The sequence below is a fragment of the Collimonas sp. GW821-FHT02H07 genome (assembly GCF_059421505.1).
The window spans coordinates 159643-184013 of sequence record NZ_JBWKVC010000003.1 but is presented as its reverse complement, the minus strand read 5'-3'; the positions used below and the strand labels follow the sequence as shown (position 1 = coordinate 184013).

The window sequence follows — 24371 nt, the reverse complement described above, 5'->3', positions numbered from 1 at the left end:
AGAATCAATTACTTAATTACTGATACCTATGCAACGAATTTGGCAATTTTTGACGAATGCACGCACTCTGGCAATCGTCGGTTTTGTGGCCCTGGCCTGTTTTCTCTTTCTTGCCGCGGATGCCCTGCAGGTCGACGGCATCTGGGTTGTGATTTTCCTGGTCGCGGTCCTGCTGGTCTGGGGCCTGGTCTGGCTGTACCGCAAGCAGCGTACTAAAAAGGCGTCGCAAAACCTGAGCGACATGCTGGAAGGGCAGGCTGAGAAAGCCGCCGACAAGCCTAGCGCTGTCGGCCGCGACGAGACTGAGACCATCCGCAAGCGGATGCTGGAAGCCATTTCCACCATCAAGAATTCCAAGCTTGGTGAAAAATCCGGCGCCACCGCGCTGTATGAATTGCCGTGGTACATGATCATCGGCAATCCTGCCGCCGGCAAAAGCACGGCGGTCGCCAACTCCGGCCTGCAGTTCCCGCTGGCCGACAAGAACAGCAACATCGTGCAGGGCATAGGCGGCACCCGCAATTGCGACTGGTTCTTTACCACCGACGGCATCCTGCTGGATACCGCAGGACGCTATTCCGTCCATGAGGAAGATCGCGCCGAATGGTTCAGCTTCCTCGGCCTGCTGAAAAAACACCGCAGCCGCGCGCCTATCAACGGCATCATCATCGCCGTCAGCGTCGCCGAGCTGGCCGGCAACCGTCCCGAGTTCGGCATCAACCTGGCCAAGAATCTGCGCCAGCGCGTGCAGGAGCTGACCGAGAAACTGGAAGTCTTTGCGCCGGTCTACGTGATGTTCACCAAGGCCGACCTGATCACCGGCTTTACCGAATTCTTCGTCGACATGGACCGCGGCGAAAAGGACCGCGTATGGGGCGCCACGCTGCCGTACAACAGAAAGACCAGCAGCCAGGATGTGCTGGCGCATTTCGATGAACGCTTTGACGAATTGTTTGACGGCCTGAAGGAAATCAGCCTGGCCAACATGGCCCTGAACCGCGGCGACCGCCTGCCGCCGGGCGTGCTGACTTTCCCGCTCGAATTCGCTGCGGTGAAGAGCTCCCTGCGCGCGTTCATTGCCACCCTGTTTGAAGAAAACCCGTTCCAGTTCAAGCCGGTATTCCGCGGCTTCTATTTCACCAGCGCCTTGCAGGAAGGCAGCGGCATCAGCAGTTCCTCAGAACGGATCGCCGACCGTTTCGATCTCAAGCTGCAAGCGCTCGAGCGTCCGGAAATCCACTCCAAGCATGGCTTCTTCCTGCTCAATCTGTTCCGCAAAGTCATTTTTGCCGACAAGGACCTGGTGTCGCAATACGCCAGCCGCCACAAGACGCGCCTGCGCTACACCATGTTCTTCGCCGCGACCGCCTTCGTCGGCCTGGCATTGGCAGGCTGGAGCTGGTCCTACATCGGCAACCGCCAGTTGACCGCCAACGTCCAGGCGGACCTGGACAAGGCCATCAAGCTGCAGGAAAAACGGATCGACCTGCAATCGCGCTTTGAAGCGATGGAAATCCTGCAAGACCGTATCGAGCAATTGCAAAAGTATGACCACGGTCGTCCGCTGTCACTGGGCTTCGGCCTGTATCAGGGCGACCTGCTGCAGCAGAAGCTGCGGGAAGAATACTTCGCCGGCGTCAAGGACATCATGCTCAAGCCGGTCACGGCGAATATCGAATCCTTCCTGTCTGAAATGAATGCGCATGCCGGGCAGCTGGAACCGATGTCGCATCCGGTGCAGCTGACCAGCGCGACGGCGCCGGCGGCGGGCGCAGCAGCCGGGCAGCCGGGCCAGCCCGCGGCTGGCGGCGCCGCGCCGGGTGCCAGCGCCCAGACAGCGGCTGCGACAGGCAGCAGCGGCGCTACCCAGCAATACAAGGATTCCTCGCCGACCAATGTCGAAGACGGCTACAACGCCCTCAAAACCTATCTGATGCTGAGCGACCGCCAGCGTGCCGAGTCGAGCCATCTGAACGATCAGCTGACCCGCTTCTGGCGCGGCTGGCTGGAAAGCAACCGCGGCAACATGACGCGTGAACAGATGATCCGCAGCGCCGAGCGCCTGATGAGTTTCTACCTGTCGCAAATCAGCGATCCGTCCTGGCCGACCATCGAAAGCAAGCTGACCCTGGTCGACCAGTCGCGCGACAACCTGCGCCGCGTGGTGCGCGGCATGGCGGCAAGGGATCGCGTGTATGCCGATATCAAGGCGCGCGCCTCGACCCGTTTCCCTTCGATCACTGTGGCCAGCATCGTCGGCGACCAGGACAAGGAACTGATCGTCGGCAGCTATGCGATTCCAGGGACTTTCACACGCGACGCCTGGGAGAAGTTCGTCCAGGGCGCGTTCAAGGAAGCTGCCAACAAGGAACTGCAAAGCGCGGATTGGGTGCTGAAGACCGCCTCCAGCGACGACCTGACGCTGGAAGGCAGCCCGGAGCAGATCCAGAAGGCGCTGGTCACGCAGTACAAGACCGAGTACGCCAAGGAATGGCAGAAGTTCATGCAAGGCGCGAATATCGCCGACCTCGGCGGCTTCGACAACGCGGTCAAGGCCATGAACCGTTTCGGCGATCCGTCCACTTCGCCGATCAACAAGTTCGTCAGCGCGGTGTATGAACAGACCTCGTGGGATAACCCTTCGCTGATCAACAGCAGCCTGGGACGCGCGCAAAGCGGCGTGGTCGCCTGGTTCAAGCAAACCATCCTGCGACAGGCGCCGTCCGGGGTTAACGTGAATGTCAACGTCAATGCCAGCCCCGACGCCGCTGCAATGCCGATGGGACCGGTCGGCAAGGAGTTCGCCGGCGTGGCGCGCATGGTAAGCGCCAAGGACAATAACGCCACGCTGATGCGCGGCTACATGGAAACCTTGTCGAAACTGCGTACCCGCTTCAACCAGATCAAGAACCAGGGCGATACCGGTCCGGGCGCCAATCAGCTGATGCAGCAGACCTTGAACGGCAGCGGCTCGGAACTGGCGGATGCGCTCAAATATGTCGATGAGCAAATGCTGGTCGGCATGAGCGATTCACAGAAACAGGCGATCCGTCCGATCCTGGTGCGGCCGCTGATCCAGGCTTTCGCCGTCACCATCAAGCCGACCGAGGCTGAGATGAACCGTACCTGGGCGGCGCAGGTGTACGCGCCGTTCGAGAAAACCCTGGCCGAGAAATATCCGTTTGCCGCCAATTCGAAGATCGAGGCGACCAGCGCCGAGATCGGCCAGACCTTCGGCCCGGACGGCAGCATCGCGAAATTCGTGAATGCCTCGATGGGACCGTTGGTGGTACGCCGCGGCGATACGCTGGCGGCCAAGACCTGGGCCGACATGGGCATCACCTTGTCGCCGACCATGGTGTCGAGCTTCGCGCGCTGGGTTGCGCCGCTGGGCGCCAGCAGCGCCGCGGCGGCTGGCGGCGGCGGGGCTGCGGCCGATGCGCAAACCGTGTTCCAGATCCAGGCGCTGCCGGCTGCCGGCACCACCGAGTACACCATCGAAATCGATGGCCAGCAACTGCGCTACCGCAATACCCAGGCGCAGTGGACCAACTTTGTCTGGCCTAATCCGCAAGGCGTGGCAGGCGCCCGCATCACGGCGGTGACGTTTGACGGCCGCACCGTCGAAATCGCCAACCAGCCTGGCCGTTTCGGCCTGGAACGCCTGATCAACACGGCGGTGCGCAAGCGCAAGGACGGTAACTTCGAACTCAGCTGGACCAATGAAAATATTACCGTGCCGATCAACCTGAAGATCATCAGCAGCCCGCAAGTCAGCGCCAAGGCGCCGGACGGCGGCGCCCAGCAAGGGCAGGGCTTCCGTGGCCTGAAACTGCCGGAGACCATCGTCGGCAGCGCCGCCAGCCCGGCCGGCAATCCGGCTGCGGCGTCACCGGCGGGAGCGGCAGGAGCAGCAACGGCGGCCACTGCGGCAGGCGTAGCAACTGCAGGAGGGGCAGCACAATGAGCGTTGGAGAAAAGTTGGCGAATATCGGTTATTTCGGAAAAATCCCCAGCCGCGGCGATTTCATCAAGGCTACCGACAACATGCCGCTGGTATCGATTCTCGACGAGTGGCTGGCGCAAGCCATGGACCTGCTGTCGGCCGAGCCGCGCTGGAAGATCGCATACGACGCCGTCAGTCCGCTGCACTTCGCGTTCATCGGCCCGCGCAGCCGGCGCGCCATCGCCGGCCATCTGATCGCCAGCAACGACCAGGCCAACCGGCGCTTTCCCTTCCTCGCCGTCAGCACCATGGAAATCGACGAGCCGCAGGATTTCACGGCGAAGAGTCCGATGGCCTTTTCGCGTCTGTGGAACCGCATGGAGAGCCAGGCATCCGAAGTGGTGGCGGCAACCGATCCGGCGATTTCCCTGCAAAACCTGACCGCTACCGGCATTCCTTTGCAGCTGGGCAGCGGCGCTTATCACGCGGCGTTCACCGATTTCATGGAAATCCAGACCGTTGGCGGACTGGAGAACATGTTGCGCAGCACCGGCTTCAAGGGTTCTTTGCGGCACCTGATCCTGGCGCTCGGCATCCTGTTGCAGCCCGTGATGGCGAGCGCTTCCTCGCGCCTGGAAAAGAGCCTGGTGATGCCCTTGCCCGAGGATCCGCTGTACCGCAACCTGGTGGCGTCCTACTGGCTGCACCTGATCACGCCTTTCCTGTTGCGCGGCAATTTCGAGCTGGCGACCTTCGTCACCCGTTTCAACGACCGGCCAGCGATGGTGATCGGCTTCAGCGGCGCTTCGCCGCGCACCCTGCAAGCCATCATGGATCCGCAAGTGGCGCTGGAGCATCACATCTCTTTCGAGGACGCCAACTGGGTCGAAGAACAGGTCAGCACGGACTACAGCATCACCAAAATCGCCAGCTACCTGGCGCAACCCACCTTATCGTTAAAATCGGCTCATGACTCGTTTCGTGAAGCATTTATTGGAGCCTGACGCATGCGTTATCTGAGCATTGCCCTGACATCGTTATTGCTGTCGAACCTGGCGCTGGCACAAAATGTCGCGCCCCCGGTGGCGACACCCAAACCCGGCCAGATCCTGGTCAGCGGCACCGTGCCGGACGAAGCCAGCAAACAGAGCGCGCTGAGCAAGTTGCAGGAACTGTACGGCGCCGACCGCGTGGTCGACCAGATCTCGGTCGGTTCAGTAGTGGCGCCGGCCAACTGGAACGGCTATGTGCAAAAGCTGATCAATCCCAGCCTGAAACAGGTCAGCCGCGGCCAGCTGAAAATCGACGGCAATACTGTCAGCATCAACGGTGAAGTCAGCAACGAAGCGCAGCGCCAGCAGATCGCCAGCGAAATCGCCGGCAATTTGAATCCGACCTACACGGTCAAGAACGGCTTGCGGGTCTCGGCTTCGGAACAGGGATTGCTGGACCAGACGCTGGCCAACCGCACCATCGAATTCGAAAGCGGACAAGCGACGCTGACGCCTTCCGGCATGCGCATCCTCGACGAAATGTCGGCGGCGCTGTCGACGCTGAAGGACAAGAAGGTGGAAGTGATCGGCCATACCGACAACCAGGGCCTGCGCGCGCGCAATATCGCGCTGAGCAAGGCGCGCGCCGATGCGGTCAAGGATTATCTGGCGCAGAAGGGCATCAATGGCGACCTGATCGTCACCTCGGGGCAGGGACCGGACCGGCCGATCATGACCAACGATACCGCCGACGGCCGCTCGCGCAACCGCCGGATCGAGTTCCGGGTATCTCAGTAAATAAAGAGGCTGGGTTCGGGGCCTCAGTTCTGGTCGTGCGACTGGTTGTCGCCCTGCAGTCCCAGCAGTTCTTCCACATGCGCCAGCGATCCCGGATCCTTGATGACCGTGCGCAACCAGTGATGCAGCGGCAGCTCGCCCCAGTGGGCGGCCTTTTCCGCGAGATAGGCGACCGGGCTGTGCGGCTCGGTGCGGCGGAAGAAATCCGCCACGTGGCGTAGTTGCATCAAGGCCTGGGTGCGGTTCTGGATCGGGCCGTTGAGGCTGTTTGCTTGCGGTTCCTGCTGCTCCACCTTATTCACCTCCGGTTGTACCTTGGCTGCGTTCTGTCCTGCATTTTGTCCATTCGCGGCATGCGTGTCGGCGCCATTCGCCTGGGGCGCAGGGCGGGTATTGATCCCGGCTTCCTGGGCGAAACGGGTAATGGTCGAAATCACGCTTTCCAGCGCTTCCTTGACCGCGGAAAAAGCGGGGCCGTCCTGGCCTACCCGGAAATCGATCGACTTTTCCAGCTGCAGCAGCGCCTGCTGGCAGGCGTTGGCGTCGGCCAGCAGTTTTTCGTAGTAAGCGGGAGAGGATTTGCGCCGTGCCGACTCCACATCCGCCAGCTTGACGCCGTCGCCGCCATCGCTGTTGCCGCGTTCTTCATTGGCGGCGCGGATGCGCGCGGATTCGAAATCGATGGTGGAAAATGCCGTGCCGCGGCCTTCGGTGAGCGGGATTTCGCGCACCAGCTGCACCGAGCGCGACAGCAGCCAGCCGACATTGCCGATGCGCAGTTCCTGGTCGTCATCGTCCGGTATCGGATACAGCATGTCCCAAAAGCGGTCGCTCAAGCCGGCCAGCAGCAGATAGCCATCGGCCAGCCCGCGGAAATGGCGCACCTTGGCGTTGGCTTCGCTCAGCCAGACCGCCAGGCGCAAATCCTTGCTCTGGGTTTCGATCAGGCGCGCGCAGTTGTCGACGACAAATCCCCAGTCGGCTTCTTTCAGTTCGGTGATCCACTCGCCCTGGTCCAGCGACGGGTCGTCGAAACGGCGTGCATGGGCGATGGCGTCGAGGTCGCTGGAAAAGGACAGGTCGGCGCCGCAAGGTGCGGAGTCACTGATTGGATTAAGTAATTGTTCGACAGAAAACATAAAAGAAAACCCACAAAAATAATTCAAGCTAAGAAAGGTCGCGGCCGCAGGATCGAGGAGAAACCCGCTGCCGCTCCTGACCGGGAATATATCGGAACGGTAAATAAAATCTTGCCAATACATTACATGAAACGCCGGGCAAATGTTGGCATTTCCTTGGTGCAATCATACTCCAGTGTTTCCCCGGAGCTCCAAAAACGATAGGTAAATTGCCAATGTCGCCAGTTGTGGTTTTTCTGCAGTTTGCTTTCGATGCAGGTGTCAAAAAGGAAAAGGATATGTTTCCGTAGTAACATGTGTCCCCAGAGCATGCATTGATAAGTTGCCGTTGCCCGCCATGCGATGCCGGTGCCCGGATTGTTATCGGCAGGTGAAAACGATGGCCCCATATTGAAAAAATGATCGTTTCATCTGCGTGAATTGTCATTATTTGTTAATTAGACGGCAATAGCCGTAGCGGCGGTTGATAGCCGATTATGATTGTCATATGAGAAACGGCTGTGCCGTGCTGCCCCGGTTTTAATATTTTTAAGAAAGTGAGTAAGGGACTATGAATCATTGGAAAAACAAACTGATCTGCAGCGTTGCCATGAGCTGCCTGATGCTGCCGCTCGCCGCATCGGCCGCTGCCACAGCGCCTGCCGTGGCGGATACAGCGCAGAAGAACAGCGCAGCCGACCAGGAAATCAAAGTGCTCAAGGATGTGGCGCAGGCCCGTCCAACCGAAAAAACGCCATGGTTGCGCATGACCCAGATCAAATACGATGCCGGCAGCTATGGCGACGCGGTTGCCTACGCACTGGAAGTGCTGCAACGCGATCCGGCCGACAAATATGCGCGCGGCGTGGTCGCCCTGGGCAGCCTCAAGCTGTCGATCAAGGCCTTGAATGACCTGAACGCGCAGAGCGATTTGAACGGCACGGTGCTGACGGACGCGCAAAGTCAGACAAAACTGCTGCGCGAAAGCCTGGGAGAAACCGTGGTTGATCCGTCGGCGGTGGCGGAAGCCAAGCCTAAGGCCAATCATCCATTGCGCAAGAAAGTCGTGCGTGCCGCCAAAGCCGCAGCGCCGGCCGATGCCGGCGGCGATGCCAAGCCGTTTGGCGCGCTGCAATAACGCACGGCAATAACGTACTGCAGTAATTCACACAGGGCGATGCCAGGCATCGCCATTCGGCTTTTCCCCCGCAAGTATCTTTCCGCAGCCGGCTACCGGCTGGCTGCGCAATTACCCGGCGTCATCCGCCGCTAATTCCACCAATGTAAATTATTGTCGCGGAATGTCGCATCGTCCTCAAATCCCGATATAATTGCATTCCGGCAATAGTGTTGCCACTCGGTAATTCAATGAAGTGTCCACGCGCGCCAGTGTCCGCGCCTAACTCATTCGGGATCGTGGCTTGAATAGCTATCCTCAGCAGAGCCATTCCTTTTGCGAAACGGAGAATGTCAATGTATCCAAACGCCTCTGCGATGCTGGCCCGCGTCGGCCGCTTCAACCAGGATCGCCGCCTGGTCCGTATCAAGACGCCGCTGGATGCCGACCTGCTGCTGGTGCACCGTTTGCACGGCACGGAAGCGCTATCTAAACCCTTCGACCTGACGCTGGAATTATTGTCGCCTTACGAGCAGCTTGAGCTAAAGCAATTGGTTGGCCAGCCGCTGCTGCTGACCATGCAGACCAAGTCCAGCGAACGGCATTTCCATGGTTTCGTGCGCGAATTTGCGCGCACCGGCAGCGACGGCGGCATGGCCACTTACCAGGCGCAGCTGGCGCCCTGGTTTTCCTTCCTCGACTACGCCAGCAACTGCCGCGTGTTCCAGGACCTGTCTGTGCTCGACATCGCCCAGGAAGTGTTCCACAAGTACGGCCAGCTGGCCGACTATCGCTTCGACCTGATCGCCAGCCGCTATCCGAAACTGTCTTACTGCGTGCAATACAACGAATCCGATTTCAGCTTCGTCTCGCGGCTGCTGGAGGATGCCGGCATCTACTATAGTTTCGAGCACAGCGAGAGCGGCCATAAGCTGGTGCTGGCCGACGATTCCACCCAATCCCTGCCGTTGGAAAACGATGCGACGGTGCGCTTCCAGCCGAACCCGGAACTGCAGGCCAGCGACGTGCTGGACGACTGGCGGCCGCGGCGCCGGGTCGGCGCCACCGTGCACAGCATCAAGAGTTTCGATTTCAAGCAGCCGCGCAACCCGCTGGCGGTGGAGCAGAAAACCGATGTCCCGCGCGGCAACCTGCCGCAGTTCGAACGCTATGCCTACGACGGTTCCGCCAGCTATGGCAATAGCGCGGTCGGCGAACAGCTGAGCGCGGTGCGCGCCGAGGAGGCGGGCTGGCAGACCAAGCTGTTCGAAGGCTCCGGCACTTATCGCCAACTGGTGGTCGGCCGTTATTTCGATCTGCAAGGCCATTTCGAACATGAGAGCGACGACGCCACCGAGCACCGTTTCATCGCCTTGCAGATCACGCATGATGCACGGAATAATTTCGCCAGCGATTTCAGCACGGCGCAGGATTGCATCTACCGTGTCGAAGTCACCGCCTTGCGCCGCAAGATTCCTTTCCGTCCCTTGCGCGATACAGCCAGGCCGCGGATGCCCGGACCGCAGACCGCGACCGTGGTGGGACCGAAAGGCGAAGAGATCTGGCACGACAAATACGGCCGCGTCAAATTGCAGTTCCACTGGGACCGGCTGGGCCAGTTCAACGACCAGAGCTCTTGCTGGGTGCGGGTCGCCAGCCCGTGGGCCGGGGCCGGCATGGGCGGGGTATCGGCGCCGCGCATCGGCCAGGAAGTGGTGGTCGATTTCCTCGATGGCAATCCGGACCGGCCCATCATCACCGGCCGCGTCTACAACGCCGACAACATGCCACCGTTCGGCCAGGAAGTCAGCGGCATGCGCTCCAAGACCGTGCGCGGCGGCGGCTTCAACGAAGTCACCATGCACGATACGGCCGGCGGCGAACTGCTCAACATGCACGCCCAGAAGGATATGGCGGTGACGGTGCTGAACGATCACAACAGCACGGTCAAGAACAACAAGGCGACCACGGTCGCCGTCAACCACAGCCTGAATGTCGGCGCCAACCAGGATATCTCGGTGGGCGGCAACCGCGGCGCGACGGTGACCGGTACCGATACCCGCACGGTGACCGGTGCCTCGACCGCCACGGTGACCGGCGCGGTGACACAAACCTATCACGCCGGCCAGACGCGGACCATCACTGCGGCGGGCTATACCGAAAACATCACCGGCAATCACAGCAACACGCTGATCGGCAACTATAGCGGCAATACCAACGGCGACTGGAAACACGATATCAGCGGCACGCTCACGCACACCGTTACCGGCGCCGTCAGCCAGACCATGCATACCGGCCGCGAAGTGACGGTGACCGGGCTCGATAAGCGTACGGTCAATGGCGAGATAAAGGATAGCAATATAGGCCATCGTTTGCTGTCGGTGGACGGCGATATGCAGCATGAAGTCTCCGGCACCCACACCGTGTATTCCGGCGCCAATCAGAAAATGAGCTCCGCCACAAAGGTCGAACTGGTCGTCGACGAGGCAGGCATCAGCATCGACGGCGGCGAAATCACGATCAAAGCAGGCGGTTCGATCATCAAGGTCAACGGCAGCGGCGTGTCGATCAACGGCAGCAAGATCAACCTGAACAGCTAAGCATTATTGAGAGGGGGCCAGCATGGCTAAGAATCCTGTCGAAAAAAGAGTTGCGACCCTGCGCGATCTGTGGCTGGAACACACCCAGGATCCGCGCATGAGAGTGCTGGTATGGCGCATTCCCGCCAATGCCGACCGCATGCTGCAAGCTTTCTTTGAAATACAGCAGCACCCGGGGGACTGGACCACGCCGGACCTGTTCCTGCGTTTTGATGCTGCTTTCGACACCGGCTTCGGCTACAGCCGCGCACTGCGCCAGTCGTTGGCGGAAAACTATATCGACAGCAAGGACAGCCTGCGCGAGCAAGGCGTGAGCACCGACTGGTCTGTTGCGCAGACGCCGCAGCACGATTCGGCCGCCGGCGTGATGGCTACGCTGGCGTCGTTTGCGCGCTACCATCAGGCCCAGCTGGAACATCTGCGCTACGTGGCGGCAGTGCTGGCGCCGCATCCGGTCACCAGCCAGGAAGCGTGGGAAGCTTGGCTGGATGCCGCGCTGCGCAGCCCCGCATTGACGGCGGATGGCGCCGGCGTGCGGCTGGTGCTGGTCGATACGGTCACCGATCAGCGCTGGCAAGCGCTGGCGCAACGCCATGGCGACCGCGTGCGCGTGGTCGAAGCACCCATCGACATGTTCGACATCGCCCGCGAAACCGTGGCCCAGGCCGGCGGTGCAGGCCCCACCGTGGCTTACCGCCAGTTGCTCACCGACGTCATCACCCTGGTGGAAAAGGGCAGCGCCGCGCAAACCGCTGCGCGCGCCGAAAAAGCGATGGAGATCGCGCAGCGCGAGCAATGGCCGGACCAGCAGGTCGTGCTGCAGATGGCGGTCGCCGGCGCCTACCTCAAGGAAAAGAATTATGCCGACGCCATCAAGCGCTATCGCGACGCCCGCGCATGCGCGACTCAGGCCGAGCAAAGCAAGCATCCGATGGGCGCCGACCTGATCATGCAAACCTGGTTCGGCGAAGCCGGCGTATGGCTGGTGGCAAAAGAACCCGAGCGCGCGGCGCAAGCCTATCGCAGCGCGGCCGAACAGGCGCAGCGCGTGCCCAATCCCATGTTTGAAATCGAAGGCTTCCGCATGGCCGCATACTGCTATGCGCAGAACGGCCAGCTGCAACCGGCACGCGACCACGGCGCATTGGCCTTGCGTGCCGCCAAGGCAGTGAGCCCGGCCGAACGCCCGCTCACCACCATGGCGCTGGCGCTGCACGATCTGCTGCGCGTGCAGGACCCGGCGCGCACCGCAAAACTGGAACGCAGCGCGACCGATTACCAAGCCGCCATCTCCACCGCGCATTTGCACGCCGAACAGCAAGCTGCCAAGCTGGGCGCACAGCCGCAAGCCAGCGATCTGGAAAAGATCGAAAACGCCATGCATATACGTTTTGAAAGCAGCTTCCAGCGCCAGCGCCAGGAGCGCGAACAACTGATCGCTGGCGGCGACGAATATTTCCGTAAAGTCGTGGCATTGGCGCGCGAGCTGCTCAATCCGCTCTGGAACGGACTGCCCGAGGTCAAGCATCCGCTCGACAAGGATGTCCCGCAATGGAGCGAGCCGCCGCAATTCACCAAGCTGCCCGATTCCTCAGGCGTGATCGATGGCCCGCTTGCCGCCAATCCAAACGCGCATGCCGCGGAGCCGCTGGGCGCCGCCGCTACAGCCTGACAGGAAAGCGCCCATGACCAACGCCGCCAAACATTTCGATCCGCAGATCGGCATCGATATCCACATGTACGAGATGCCGCCGGGGCCGCTGCCGACCGCGCATATTTCGATTGTGCTGGATCCGTTCGATTACCTGCCGTTCATCGGCGCCACGGTACAGGTGGCCGGCGTCAAGCGCGCCACGGCAGGCACCCAAGGATTGTCGGTCCACATCCCCCTGGGAATGTGGATGCCGCCGTTGCGCGCTCCCGAAGGGCCGCAGTTTGACGACCAGATCTTCATGGGCAGCAAGACCGTGCTGGCCGATGGCTCGCCATTTTCGCGCCTGGGCATGCCGGTGCTCGATTGCAGCGTGGTCGGCATGGTGCCGCCGTTCCGGCTCAAGAAATCGGCCGAGCCGCATATGTCGATGACCCTGCCGACGTCGGTCAACCTGGCGATACCCGACACCGTCTTCATCGGCGGCCCGCCGAGTATCATGGAGGCATTGGAGGGAATCGCCGCCCAGCTGGCGCTGGCTGGTTTGGCCAAAGGCCTGGGCAAGGGTTTAAAGGCTCTGCGCGGGACCAAAGCTTTCAAGCGCGCTGCCGATGCCTTAAAAAAGAAATACAAGAAGCTGTTCGAGAACATGGAGTCGGGCTTCCTGAAGTGCAAGATACTGCGCGCCGAACCGGTGGATATTCGCGATGGCAGCGTCGCCGTATCGCATAAAGATTTTTCGATACCGGGTCGCTTGCCGTTGAGCTGGAGCCGCGACTATTCATCGGCTAATAACCATGACGGCATGTGCGGCCACGGCTGGCAGAGCCCGGCCGACTTCCGCCTGGAAATCGACGCTGACGGCACTGTCCTGTTCTTCGAAGCTAACGGTGCCGCGGTCTTTCCGCAGCTGCCCGCCGCCATCGGCGCCGAACATGCCGTGACCGAATTTGTCGACGGCGCAAGGCTGATCTGGGCGCAGGAGGGCGGCGCTGATGTATTGCAAGTGCTGACCAAGGACGATCTGCGCTACGTCTTTGGCAAGCCAGCCGCCAACATCACGCCACTGCATCAAGCCCTGCACCTGCAGATCGAACGGATCGAAGGCCTGTGCGGTAATCACTGGCGCTTCGAACGTGCCGACGGCCATCTGACCCGCATCGTGGAAAGCGGCATCGACGGCTTGCCGGGCCGCTTCATCGAAGTGCATGAACTCGATGGGAAAATTCATCAATTAAGCTTGCATGATCCCGCCACCGGCCTGACCCACCCGCTGGTGACGTACAAATATCAGAACCGGGACCTGGTCGCCGCGCTCGATGCGCTCAACGCCGCCCGTACTTTTGAATACGACCGTCACCACATGGTGCGTCATGCAGACCGTTTGGGCCTGTCGTTTTACTACGCCTACGACTGCGAATGGCGGGTGGTGCACGCCTGGGGCGATCGGGGATTGCACGATTACCGGTTCGCCTATAACGAGCTGCTGCGCGAAACCGAAGTGACCGATTCCCTAGGCCACACCTCGCTGATCAAGTTCGATGAGAACAATCTGCCCTTGTGCGAAATCGACCCGTTGGGCGGCGTCACGATATTTGAGTATGACGAGGTGGGACGCACTACCGCGGTAGTCGATCCGGTCGGCGCGCGCACCGAGTTTGACTATGACGAGCGCGGCAATCTGCTCAAGGTAGTGCAAGCTGACGGCACCGCCACCGTCATGGCCTTCGATGAAGCCAATCACATGATCGAGGTGGTCGACCCGCTTGGCCAGCACTGGCGGCGCAGCTGGGACGAGCGCGGCTTGCTGCGAGAACAAAGCACCCCGATGGGTGCGCGATCGCGCTTTACCTATGATGCCAATGGTCAACTGGCAACCCACATCAACCCCCGTGGCGCTACAACGGCACTGGCTTTCGATCGCTACGGCAACCTGGCGCAGCTGACCGATGCCCTAGGTCATCGCATTCATTTCGCGTATGACGCCCTTGGTTACCTGAAGCGCCGTACCGATCCTACCGGTGACGTCACCGAATATCACTACGACGCCAAAGGCCACCTGCTGCAGACCCGCCAGGCCGACGGCGCCAGCGTCTATTACGACTACGACGCGGAAGGCCAGTTGATCAGCTACGCCGACCAGAACGGCACCCGGACGAAGCTGGAATATGTCGGTACCGGCCGGCTCGCCAAGCGCGTGCAGGCGGACGGCCATGTCATGCAATATCTTTATGATACCGAGGAACAACTGATTGGCTTGGTCAACCAGCGCAAGGAAAGCTACCGGCTCAAGCGTGACGCGCTGGGCCGCATCGTTGAAGAAGTCGATTATTGGGAGCAGTCGCGCCATTATCGCTACGACGCCGCTGGTAATCTGTTAAGCGCCGTCGATCCGCTGGGTCGCATCATCACCTACACTACCGACAAGCTGGGTCGCATCACCCAAAAGACCTTGCCTGATGACGACAATCCGACTCAGCAGATCCACGAAACCTTCAGTTATGCCAAGAGCGGCGCCCTGATCGAGATGCGCAATCCGAATCGGCACATCTTGCGCAAGTTCGACGCCGACTGGCGTCTTTGTGAAGAAGTGCAGGATGGCTTCCAGATCGCATGCCGCTACGACGAAGTCGGCAACCGCTTGTCGCGACAAACCAGCGCCGGCAACCAGGTCGTCGCCACCTACGATCTGTGCGATCAGGTGGCGACCATCGCCATCAACGACGAGCCGCCGATCCTGATCGAGCGCGATGCATTGGGGCGCGTTGTCAAAGAGCAATTGAGCAACAGTGTCCGGCGTCAGATGCGCTATGACACGGCAGACCAACTGACTGCCCAGACCGTGCTGCGCGATCAGATACCGTTGTTCGCCACCAGCTACGAATACGACCGCGCCGGCAACCAGACCCGGCGCAGCGACAGTGAACATGGCAGCGACCTGTACCACTACGATCCGCTGGGCAACCTCCTGCGCCACACCGATACCGCCGGACGTGTCACGGACTTCCTCAACGACCCGGCCGGCGACCGCTTGCACACGCGGGTCCGCCAGATGGAGATGAAACAGGCCGCAGGCGCTGAAAGCCAAGCTGAGGTCATGTGGAGCCGCGAAGGCAGCCATGAAGGGACGAACTACGTATTCGATCGCGCCGGCAACCTGATCCGGCGCGGTCCAAGCGAAGCGCCATCGGAAAAACAATCGGCCACCGATCCCACCTTGCAATTGCGCTGGGACGCCAACCAGCGCCTGGTCGAAAGCAGTCAGGCCGGACAGACGACCCGCTACGGCTACGATCCGCTCGGGCGGCGGGTGTTCAAGCGCAACTTAACTCACACCACCTGGTTCTTCTGGGATGGCGACGCCTTGCTGGGAGAAGTGCAGCAAGCCAACCAGTCCCAGAGCGCCGATATCTGGACGGCCGGCAATATGGCCGATTTCATGGCGGCGCGCAAGCGGCTTGCTGCGCTGAAGACGCTGCATGCACAGGCAAAGGAGTATGTCTATTATCCAGGCGCGTTCGTGCCGCTTGTATTGATTGATCGGCAGGCCAAAGTCGCCAAACGGCCTGCACGTGTCGCGGCAAAACAAGTGGCATCCCATCCTGTTGCGCAGATGCAGGTAACAGCTGTTCCTGTAGCAAGACCGCAACCCCAGTTTTCACCAGACTCAAGGGCAGTTGCTACCGGGGGTATCGGCGGCATGGGTGCGTTAGGCAGCCTGGGCGGGTTAGGTGGCATGGGAGGATTGGGCGGTGTCAGGCTCGGCCCGCAAGGCGAAGCAGCTCCGTTGATCTCAGAGGGCAATAGTCAAGCCAGTCTTGCCGATACCCGTGGATCGGGCCATGCTAGTTTGGGAGTAGGGATGCAGTTGGGTGGCAGTTCCAGCGCATCGCCACCCATGTTTACTCCAGCAATCGTTGCGCCAAGAGTAGTGGCAAGCATTCCACCGGAGATCACCACCAGCGATGCGGAGCCGATCGTTGAAGATGAAGAGACTGGCAGCGGCGTTTTTCATTATCACAACGACCGCAATGGGTGTCCGATCAGATTGACCGATAGTTGCGGACAGATTGTATGGTCTGTCAGCCATATGCCATGGGGAAAGATACAGCGACTGCATGTAGATGCGGTAGATAATCCGATCCGGCTTCAGGGGCAGTATTTTGATGTTGAGACCGGATTGCATTACAACCGATACCGCTATTATGATCCTGCTATCGGGCAGTTTGTTGGGCAGGATCCAATTGGATTAGCGGGAGGGGAAAACCCTTACCAATATGCGCCTAATCCAATGGGGTGGCTTGATCCATTGGGGTTGGCAGGATATGAAGTTACTTCTAACTCGGCTGGAGCAGATACCGTAGGTAGAGGCGTTCATGCTAATGTGACCGGTCCTGGCTTGCCTAAAAAAAGTGGACATGTCGGGCTTGTACCAAATTCCAGTAGCACTGGTTTAGATCTCGTTCCCTCAGATCCAGGAACTAGAGCTTTGGCAAATTCGAATAGTGCCAAGGAAAAAGCGCAATGGGCACAAATTCAAGAGGCTGTTAGAGCTCACCTTGACGATCCAACCAACAGAAATACATTAGCATTGCAAGCAAAAAGTGGGGTAGATCATTACCCTGACAAACATAGAACGCCCGAGTTGAAGGCAGTCGGAAGAATCTTTAGACAACGTAAAAACACCAACCCGTGCAGGCCAAAGGAATAACATTAACCCATGCAGATCAAAGAAGATGAATTTAGCTGCCAGCTAGTGGCAGTTGCAGAAAAATATCCGAAAAATATTTTTTCTCCAGGACTCTGTGCGCTCGATTCCGAGGATGAATCATTCGCCAGATATTTCATAGAAAATAGTCTGTCGCTTGACAAAAAAAACGCGAATTTAGAGATTGTTTTCACAAAAGAACCTACTGTAAAAATATACGGGCATTACATCAGATATTACAATCTGCATAAGAGAGTAGGGGGCATATTGCGGGAAATTGAATGTAAACTTGGAACGCCCACGATATATCTTTCTCGGAACTTCGCTGAAGGGGCAATAATTAGTTCTGACGAGAGATTTTTTCTTCGTTTGCAAAGAAGAGAATTAAATTTCTATCTCACACATCTTTCAATACTTTTTGACGATAACGAAAATACGCATGCCTCGTTTATTAAAGAGGCAAAAAATAATTTTTCCCCAATAATAAAAATTCCAAAAAATGACAAAAATAGTGAAAAGGCGACGAGAAAATTGCTTGATAAAATAAATAAAAAAAATGCCAAATGCTCTTGATATTTCTTGGGAGGGGAATTTGCCGGCGCGTACAATCAAGGGTGGTTTTGTTGCATAAATCAACCCACCTGCCGCTCGAAAGCTCCATCAGGCAAGCTGGCGGCATGACCAAACCTGCTTGCCTGAGATACCGAACGACGAATTGGAAAGAGTACAACGCAGCGCTCAAGACGCATGGCTCGCTGCTGATCTGGCTGGACAAAGAAATGCACTGGCATGGCAGCGCGAATGGCAAGCAGGGCCGAGGCCGAAGTTGAGTGACGCCGCCAACCAGTTTTGCCTGACGATCAAGTGCTGTTGCATGCGCTGGTGCAAATAACTAAGGTGGTATTTACTGGACCGTTGTTGAGTTATCCTGTGATCTGAATAACATGCAACCCCGGCTGCTCCTTGCACCGCAAGTGATAACTCTTATTCCCCACCTTCAGCGTAATGTGCAGATTGTTATCCACCCCGCGCTGATCCCCAATCCCACCCTCATGCGCCGTCGCTGAAGGCAGCCAAGGCCACCCTTGCATCAGCTGCAGCAAACGCCGCGCCGGTGCACGCGCAGCCGCCGACGCCGTATCCAGCAAGTCGACGATATCCGCCGGCGTCAGCTTGACGTAGTTGCGCACATCGGTCGCCTTGTCCTGGTACTGGTGCCTGCGGCTGTATTTCTCGTCGAAGCGCTTCGAATAGCACTGCTTCAAAATTTTCTGTTTGGTTGCTGCATCCATGATTTCTCCTGGTCTTATTTGATTGCGTACTTGAATTGTCCCTGCTTGTTGGCAGTGACCTTGATTTTGGCGATGCTGCCGCCTTCGGCCATCCGGGCCAGCACGGTTTCGGCAATTTCCGGCAACAGCGTGCCGTTGAGGATATTGTCGACGTTGCGGGCGCCGGAATCGACTTCTGTGCAGCGCGCCAGCACGGCTTCGACCAGCGGCTCGTCGTAGCTGAATTCGGCCTTGTGGTTGATGGCGATGCGTTTCTGGATACGTCCCAGCTTGAGGTTGATGATCTCCGCCAGCACGTCGTCCGAGATCGGGTAGTAGGGGATTACTTTCAGGCGGCCGAGGAAGGCCGGCTTGAAGGCTTTCACCAGCTGCGGCCGGATCGCTTGTTCGAGGTCGTCGGTGCTCGGAAGTTCCGCTGCGGCCTTGTTCAGGCAGCTTTGCATGATGAGGCTGGAGGCGACATTGCTGGTCAGGATGATGATGGTGTTCTTGAAGTCGATTTCGCGGCCTTCGGCATCATCCAGCACGCCCTTGTCGAAGACCTGGAAGAACAGTTCGAGCACGTCCGGATGGGCTTTTTCGACTTCGTCGAGCAGCACCACGCTGTACGGATTGCGCCGTACTGCTTCGGTCAGGACGCCGCCTTCGCCGTAGCCGACGTAGCCCGGCGGCGAGCCTTTCAGGCCGGAGACGCTGTGCGCTTCCTGGTATTCGCTCATGTTGATGGTGACCAGCTTGCGTTCGCCGCCGTACAGCACGTCGGCCAGCGCCAGCGCGGTTTCGGTCTTGCCGACGCCGGACGGACCGACGAACAGGAACACGCCCTTGGGTTTGTTCGGATCGTCCAGGTTGGCGCGCGAAGTACGCACCCGCTGCGCCACGGCTTCGATCGCATGCGGCTGGCCGAGCACGCGTTCGTGCAGCAGCGAACCGAGGTTGATCACGGTCTTGATTTCATCTTTGACCATCTTGCCGAGCGGGATGCCGGTCCAGCTGGCGACGATTTCCGCTACCACCAGGCCGTCGACCTGCACCGGCACCATCGGCGTTTCGCCTTGCAGCTGCTTCAGTTCTTCGATCAGCTTGGCCAGTTCCTGGCTTTCCTTGCTGTCCTTGGGGGCTTTCTTGGACGGCTTGGCGCCTTCTTCCGGCGCGGTCTGTTCGGCCACCGGGACTGCTTCCAGCTCGGTGCGCGCGGCCTTGATGCGGTCGGTCAGGGCTTTTTCCTTTTCCCAGCGCTCGCGGTGAACTGCCAGTTCCGCATTCAGCGTGGCTTGCAGTCCGCGCAATTCCTTCAGGCGCTCGGCATGCTTGCCGCCGGCGTTCGATTCGCGTTCCAGCGAGTTCAGTTCGGCCACCAGGCGGTCCAGTTTCTTGACGATGTTCTCGATCAGGGCCGGCGTTGCATTCTGGCCCAGCGCGACCTTGGCGCAGGCAGTGTCGAGCACGCTGATGGCTTTGTCCGGCAGTTGGCGGCCGCTGATGTAGCGATGCGACAGGCGCACTGCCTCAGTGATCGCTTCGTCGAAGACGCGCACGCCGAAATGCTTTTCCATCAGCGGCGCCATGCCGCGCAGCATGGCGCAGGCCAGTTCTTCGCTCGGTTCTTCGACTTTGACGACCTGGAAACGGCGCGCCAGGGCGGCGTCTTTTTCGAAATATTTCTTGTACTCGCTCCAGGTGGTGGCGGCGATGGTGCGCAGCTCGCCGCGCGCCAGCGCCGGTTTCAGCAGGTTGGCGGCGTCGTTCTGGCCAGCCTGGCCGCCGGCGCCGATCATGGTGTGGGCTTCGTCGATGAAGAGGATGATGGCGTGCGAGCTTTTCTTGACTTCGTCGATCACGCTCTTCAGGCGGTTCTCGAACTCGCCCTTGACGCTGGCGCCGGCTTGCAGCAGGCCCATGTCGAGCGTGTGCACTTCCACGCCTTGCAAGACGTCAGGCACGTCTTTTTGCGCGATGCGCAGCGCCAGGCCTTCCACCACTGCGGTTTTGCCGACGCCGGCCTCGCCGGTCAGGATAGGATTGTTTTGCCGGCGCCGCATCAGGATGTCGATGGTCTGGCGGATTTCGGTGTCGCGGCCGATCACCGGATCGACCTTGCCTTCGCGTGCGCGCTGCGTCAGGTTGGTGGTGAACTTGTCCAGCGACGGCGTTTTCGAAGCTCCGTCCTTGTTGGTCAGGTCCTGCACCGGATCGCCGCCTTCGTCTTCGCTTGCAGTTGCGCCGCCGTTGATCGCCGCACTTTCCTGCGAGCCTTCGGTCAGCTTTTCCAGGTCGTGCTTGAGGTCGTCCAGCTTGAACTTGATGAACAGCTTGGATCCGCGGTAGGCCAGCTGCACCAGGTCCGGCTCGGTCAGCAGCGCCAGCAGCAGGTGGCCGCTGCGGATGCGGCCGGACTGGTTGTCCAGCGAGGCGATCAGCCAAGCGTGCTCGAACAGCTTTGGCAGGTGAGGGGAGAATACCGGGGTGCGGGCATTGCCGTTCTTGAAGCGGTCGATCTCATGCTGCAGGTCGCTTTCCAGCGCTGCGATGCTGATGCCGCATTTGCGCGCGATCACGGCAAAGTCGCTCTTCGGCTGCTCCAGCAGGGCCAGGAACAGATGCTCGATATCCACTTCATACTGGCCGCGACCGACGCAGATGTTTGCAGCGCGTTCCGCCGCGAGGCGCGAGGTGTCGTTCAGTTTGCTGATTAAGGTTTTGAGATTAATGCTCATTGAAGCCTTCCCATCCATGCATGGTCAAAGTGAGTGAATTTCGTAACAAACGTCGGTGCGGTCATGCTGTTCAGGCTTGCTGGTGACAAAGGTGTCCCAGCCCAGCTGGCCGCCTTCGCGGTCGGAGTTCAAGGTCACGCTGCGCACCTCGTCCGCCCGCAGGATCAGCTGTACTTCGTATTCCAGGAAAACGCTGGTAAACATCGCCAGTATCTTTTGCAAGCCGACGGCGGCAGAACCGCCCGGCAAGAAGCTTTCGAATTTCTTGCGGCGCAGCGGGCCTATCCTCAGGCGCATGCGCAAGTCGCGCTGCCAGACCCGCTCGCCGACCATGGCGACGCTGCCCAGCGTCGCGTTGGTGGCGCCCAGCACGGTTTGCTGGTCGAGCGGGACGTCGTACCAGTGGCCGACAAACTGCTCGATCGCGATCGGCACCGCAAAATATTCGCACAGCACCCGCTGCATGTACGCGGCCGACGGCGGCCGGTGCCGGATCGCCGCGGCGAAATGGCCGATCGATTCGTCCAGCAAGCCTTCGCCTTCTTCCGACATGCGGTCGCGCAAGGTGCGGTGGCCGAGGCCGGCCAGCGCCATCAGCAGCGGCAGGAAGCTGTCCTTGCCGTCGATCTGGTACTTGAACTCCAGCCGGTATTTGCGCCAGGCTTTAAAGAACAGCGCCACGCCGCGATTCGAAAAGACATCGAGGAAGGCGCGCGGGCCGTGATCCTTTTCATACAGCTGATGCGCGGCAATTCGTTCCGAATAGTGGCTGGGAAGCGTGCCGTTGCTGCCTAAAAAGCCGATGAACGCCGGCGTCAGCGCGATGTTGTCGAGCCGGTTGCTCTGCAAGGCTTCCAGCAGTTCTTCCACCGTCTGGCTGGTCAGCTTGGGCGTCACGTGCAGCGCTTCAATCTCGCTCGGCGGGAAGTTGAGCGACACCGTGTTCTGGAAACGCAGGAAATCGCTGACGGCCTCTTCATGCGGGACGCCATTCTGCTTCAGCCACAGCTCCAGCATCATCACAGCCTGGAAAAACTGGAAACGATGCGGCTTGTCGAGCAGGCGCTGGATTACACTAGGTTCGAATCTCCGCTGCGCGGTAAGCATCGCAGTATCTCCTCACCTGTTCGTTTTGAAGCTATCACCAATTGCGTAAAGCTGTTGGCATGCACATACAGGCCGAGAAAGCGGTCCAGGATGTTGGCAAACACATGGATGCCGCTACCTACAAAGCCTTCCTCGTCCAGGGTCACCCGGATTTCGATGCCGCGTACCAGCGAGGCGAACGGATTGCCCGGCAGCCACGCGGTCGCGGCCTTGTGATCGATGCCGACCACGCTGCCGATCTGGCGCTGCGAGATGGCCGAGCGCGGCAGGTCGTACAGGCTGAGGGTTTCCTGCAGCGCTTCCAGGCCGCCCTTGGCCAGCGACAGATGGTTCAAGGCCAGATGCGAAATCAGGCGCCAGTGGGCGCCGCGGCCGCGTTCGAAGCGGCAGGGCTCGGAAGGCTTGCGCAAGAAACTGACCTCGTTCACCAGCGAGCCGCCTTCCAGGAACAGGTCGCCGCCCTCCAGGCCGTAGGACAGCGAAGAGGGCAGGTTGCGGTTGCAGCAAGTCAGTTCGATGCTCAGCGTGTCGGTTTCTATGGCGGCCGGATCGAAGTCGATGTCGACGATGGAAATCTCGGTTTCGTAGCCGGGACTGCGGGCCGCCACCATTTCGTCGCGCCGCATGGCCCAGTAGTGGCCGGCCTTGTCCGCGCTTTCGCCATGGCGCAGCGAATAGAAGGGACGAAATTCGGTAATCGATTCGCCTTCCGGCGTTTGCCGCACCAGCTGCACGGAATCGATGGAATGCACTTCGTAGGCGTAGGCGCGGCGCGAGTCGCCGACCACTGGATAGTAGGCGCTGGTGTGGGTCAGGCGGATCGGGTCGCCGCGCTGCTTGAACAGGTTGATGACCGGGGTGCAGCCCAGCAGCAGGTTGTTGGTCGACATGGTGCCCAGCATGCGCGCGGTGTTGGAATCGGCGCGCAGACCCGACAGCACCAGGTGCAGGGTGAATTTCTTGCATCCCGGCGGCAGCAGCCTGGTGAGATCGGCTACATTCACATCGAAGAAATTGAATTTCTCGGGATAGGAAAAATATTCGGTCAGCAGGCGGTAGGCCGGATGCGAGCGCGCCGGAAAATCAATCAGCGATTCGTCTTCTTCAAAGCCGACCGGCGTCACCGGAATCTTGCTGACGGCATGCCATTTGCCGCTCTTGCCGGCTTCCACATAGGCGCGCACGGTGCGCATGAAAAGCGTATCGCGCAAGGCCGCGCAAAACGACGGTTCGCCGTCGATGAATACGCGCAGGCTGGTGACGCCGAGCTCGGCAAAGCCGGCTTGCTCGGCGGTGCTTTCGAAAGTGATGCCGATGCGCGAGCTGGCGGCCGGCGGCAACTGCACGGCATCCGGCGGTTCGATGATGGGATCGAAGATCGCGTGCGATAGCTGCACCGGCGCTACCGTGACGTCATAGCTGGTCTTGAATTTGCAGGCCACGCCCTTGACCTGGCGCGTAGTCAGCTCGGCGCCGCGCGGCACCGGCATGGCGATGGTCAGCTGCGCGGCAGCAGCGGCATAGTCCATGCGCGCGATCGAGCAGGAGGGGAACGGGCGCAGATAGTGCGGATACAGCACCTCGAACAGGGCTTCGGTGAATTCGGGATAGTCGTCGTCCAGGCGCTTCGAGGTGCGGGCGTTGATCAGCGCAAAGGACTGGATCATGCGCTCGATGTGCGGATCTTCCGACACCTCGCCGGACATCAGCAGGCGGCCGGCGATCTTCGGGTAGCGTTCGGAAAACTCGCGCGAATAGCGCCTCAGGAAACCGAGCTCGCGCTCATAATAGGGGAGTAGTTCGTCCACGTTAACCGTCCATGCGCGCTGTGCGGCGTGCTTTGCTGATTGAGTATTGCAAGGTCGATGGCTGCAGCACGGCGTCGAAGCTGACGGCTTCCTTGGCCGGGCCGACCACCAGCATGGCTGCAATCGCAAAATTCAAGCGGTTGATCGATCCTTCGCGCAGTTCGAGCGACGCCCGGACATTCCTCAGGCGCGGCTCGTGGCGCGCAATGCCTTGTTCCAGGCATTCGCAGATGTACGCGCGGTCATCCATGCTGGCCAGGCTCATGCCGGAAAAATCGTTCAAGCCGTAGGTCAGTATCGACTTGCTGCATTCGGGGAAATTCTTCAGTATTTCTTCGGGAATCACGGTGCGCGTATTCAGCATCGCTTCCAGGTCGCGGGCGACCGCGTCTTTCAAGGAATCCATGGACAGCCGCACCACCAGATCGGATTGCGCAGGCGTACTGTCGCCGCCCATCAGTCTGTCAAACAATCCCGGCGTGAAACCTTTCATCGCATACCATTCAAAGAAAAAAAG

General features: G+C 59.8%; 14 protein-coding genes and 1 pseudogene. 9 read left to right on the top strand and 6 right to left on the bottom strand.

Annotated elements, in window-relative coordinates:
* Window positions 1-28 precede the first annotated feature (28 nt).
* The 3 genes from tssM to AC07V8_RS06920 are packed head-to-tail and all read left to right on the top strand — an operon-like array spanning window position 29 to window position 5736.
* A complete protein-coding gene (gene tssM / locus AC07V8_RS06930) occupies window positions 29-3967 on the top strand; it encodes a type VI secretion system membrane subunit TssM (RefSeq protein WP_494721452.1) in 3939 nt (1312 codons plus the stop codon).
* The gene (gene tagF, locus AC07V8_RS06925) at window positions 3964-4950 is read left to right on the top strand and encodes a type VI secretion system-associated protein TagF (RefSeq protein ID WP_494679572.1); all 987 of its coding nucleotides are present in this window, start codon (window positions 3964-3966) and stop codon (window positions 4948-4950) included. Before tssM ends, tagF begins: the two co-directional genes overlap by 4 nt.
* Window positions 4951-4953: 3 nt before the next feature.
* On the top strand, window positions 4954-5736 hold the full coding sequence (locus AC07V8_RS06920) for an OmpA family protein (RefSeq protein ID WP_494679571.1): 783 nt from the start codon (window positions 4954-4956) through the stop codon (window positions 5734-5736).
* 23 nt (window positions 5737-5759) lie between these two features.
* Here the strand turns inward: AC07V8_RS06920 and tssA are convergent, their stop codons facing one another.
* Window positions 5760-6875, bottom strand: a complete 1116-nt coding sequence (gene tssA, locus AC07V8_RS06915) for a type VI secretion system protein TssA (RefSeq protein WP_494679570.1) — start codon at window positions 6873-6875, stop codon at window positions 5760-5762.
* Between the two features lie 550 nt (window positions 6876-7425).
* Here tssA and AC07V8_RS06910 point away from each other — a divergent pair.
* The 6 genes and pseudogenes from AC07V8_RS06910 to AC07V8_RS06885 all read left to right on the top strand — a co-directional run.
* Window positions 7426-7992 carry a hypothetical protein gene (locus AC07V8_RS06910; protein ID WP_494679569.1) on the top strand — a complete coding sequence of 189 codons (567 nt, stop codon included), beginning with the start codon at window positions 7426-7428 and terminating at the stop codon, window positions 7990-7992.
* 335 nt (window positions 7993-8327) lie between these two features.
* Window positions 8328-10571 (top strand): type VI secretion system Vgr family protein, encoded by a 2244-nt coding sequence (locus AC07V8_RS06905; RefSeq protein WP_494679568.1) that lies wholly within the window; start codon window positions 8328-8330, stop codon window positions 10569-10571.
* 22 nt (window positions 10572-10593) lie between these two features.
* Window positions 10594-12243: a hypothetical protein gene (locus AC07V8_RS06900; RefSeq protein WP_494679567.1), complete on the top strand. Its 1650-nt coding sequence runs from the start codon at window positions 10594-10596 to the stop codon at window positions 12241-12243.
* A 13-nt stretch (window positions 12244-12256) separates the two neighbouring features.
* A complete protein-coding gene (locus AC07V8_RS06895) occupies window positions 12257-16933 on the top strand; it encodes an RHS repeat-associated core domain-containing protein (protein WP_494679566.1) in 4677 nt (1558 codons plus the stop codon).
* A gap of 9 nt (window positions 16934-16942) precedes the next feature.
* Entirely contained in the window at window positions 16943-17503 is a 561-nt protein-coding gene (locus AC07V8_RS06890; RefSeq protein ID WP_494679565.1) for a hypothetical protein, read from the top strand.
* 104 nt (window positions 17504-17607) lie between these two features.
* Window positions 17608-17795: pseudogene (locus tag AC07V8_RS06885) on the top strand (transposase); the annotation flags it as partial.
* Between the two features lie 58 nt (window positions 17796-17853).
* On the opposite strand, the gene AC07V8_RS06880 reads toward AC07V8_RS06885, so the two are convergent.
* From AC07V8_RS06880 to tssE, 5 genes are read right to left on the bottom strand one after another with little or no spacing between them, the layout of a single operon-like run.
* Window positions 17854-18222, bottom strand: a complete 369-nt coding sequence (locus AC07V8_RS06880) for a hypothetical protein (RefSeq protein ID WP_494679564.1) — start codon at window positions 18220-18222, stop codon at window positions 17854-17856.
* 14 nt (window positions 18223-18236) lie between these two features.
* Window positions 18237-20939 (bottom strand): type VI secretion system ATPase TssH, encoded by a 2703-nt coding sequence (gene tssH, locus AC07V8_RS06875; protein WP_494679563.1) that lies wholly within the window; start codon window positions 20937-20939, stop codon window positions 18237-18239.
* A gap of 24 nt (window positions 20940-20963) precedes the next feature.
* Window positions 20964-22046 carry a type VI secretion system baseplate subunit TssG gene (tssG, locus tag AC07V8_RS06870; RefSeq protein ID WP_098493454.1) on the bottom strand — a complete coding sequence of 361 codons (1083 nt, stop codon included), beginning with the start codon at window positions 22044-22046 and terminating at the stop codon, window positions 20964-20966.
* Window positions 22010-23854, bottom strand: a complete 1845-nt coding sequence (gene tssF, locus AC07V8_RS06865) for a type VI secretion system baseplate subunit TssF (RefSeq protein WP_494679562.1) — start codon at window positions 23852-23854, stop codon at window positions 22010-22012. The genes tssG and tssF overlap by 37 nt, the downstream gene beginning before the upstream one ends.
* Window position 23855: 1 nt before the next feature.
* Window positions 23856-24347, bottom strand: coding sequence for a type VI secretion system baseplate subunit TssE (gene tssE / locus AC07V8_RS06860; protein WP_494679561.1), 492 nt, complete (start codon window positions 24345-24347; stop codon window positions 23856-23858).
* Window positions 24348-24371 lie beyond the last annotated feature (24 nt).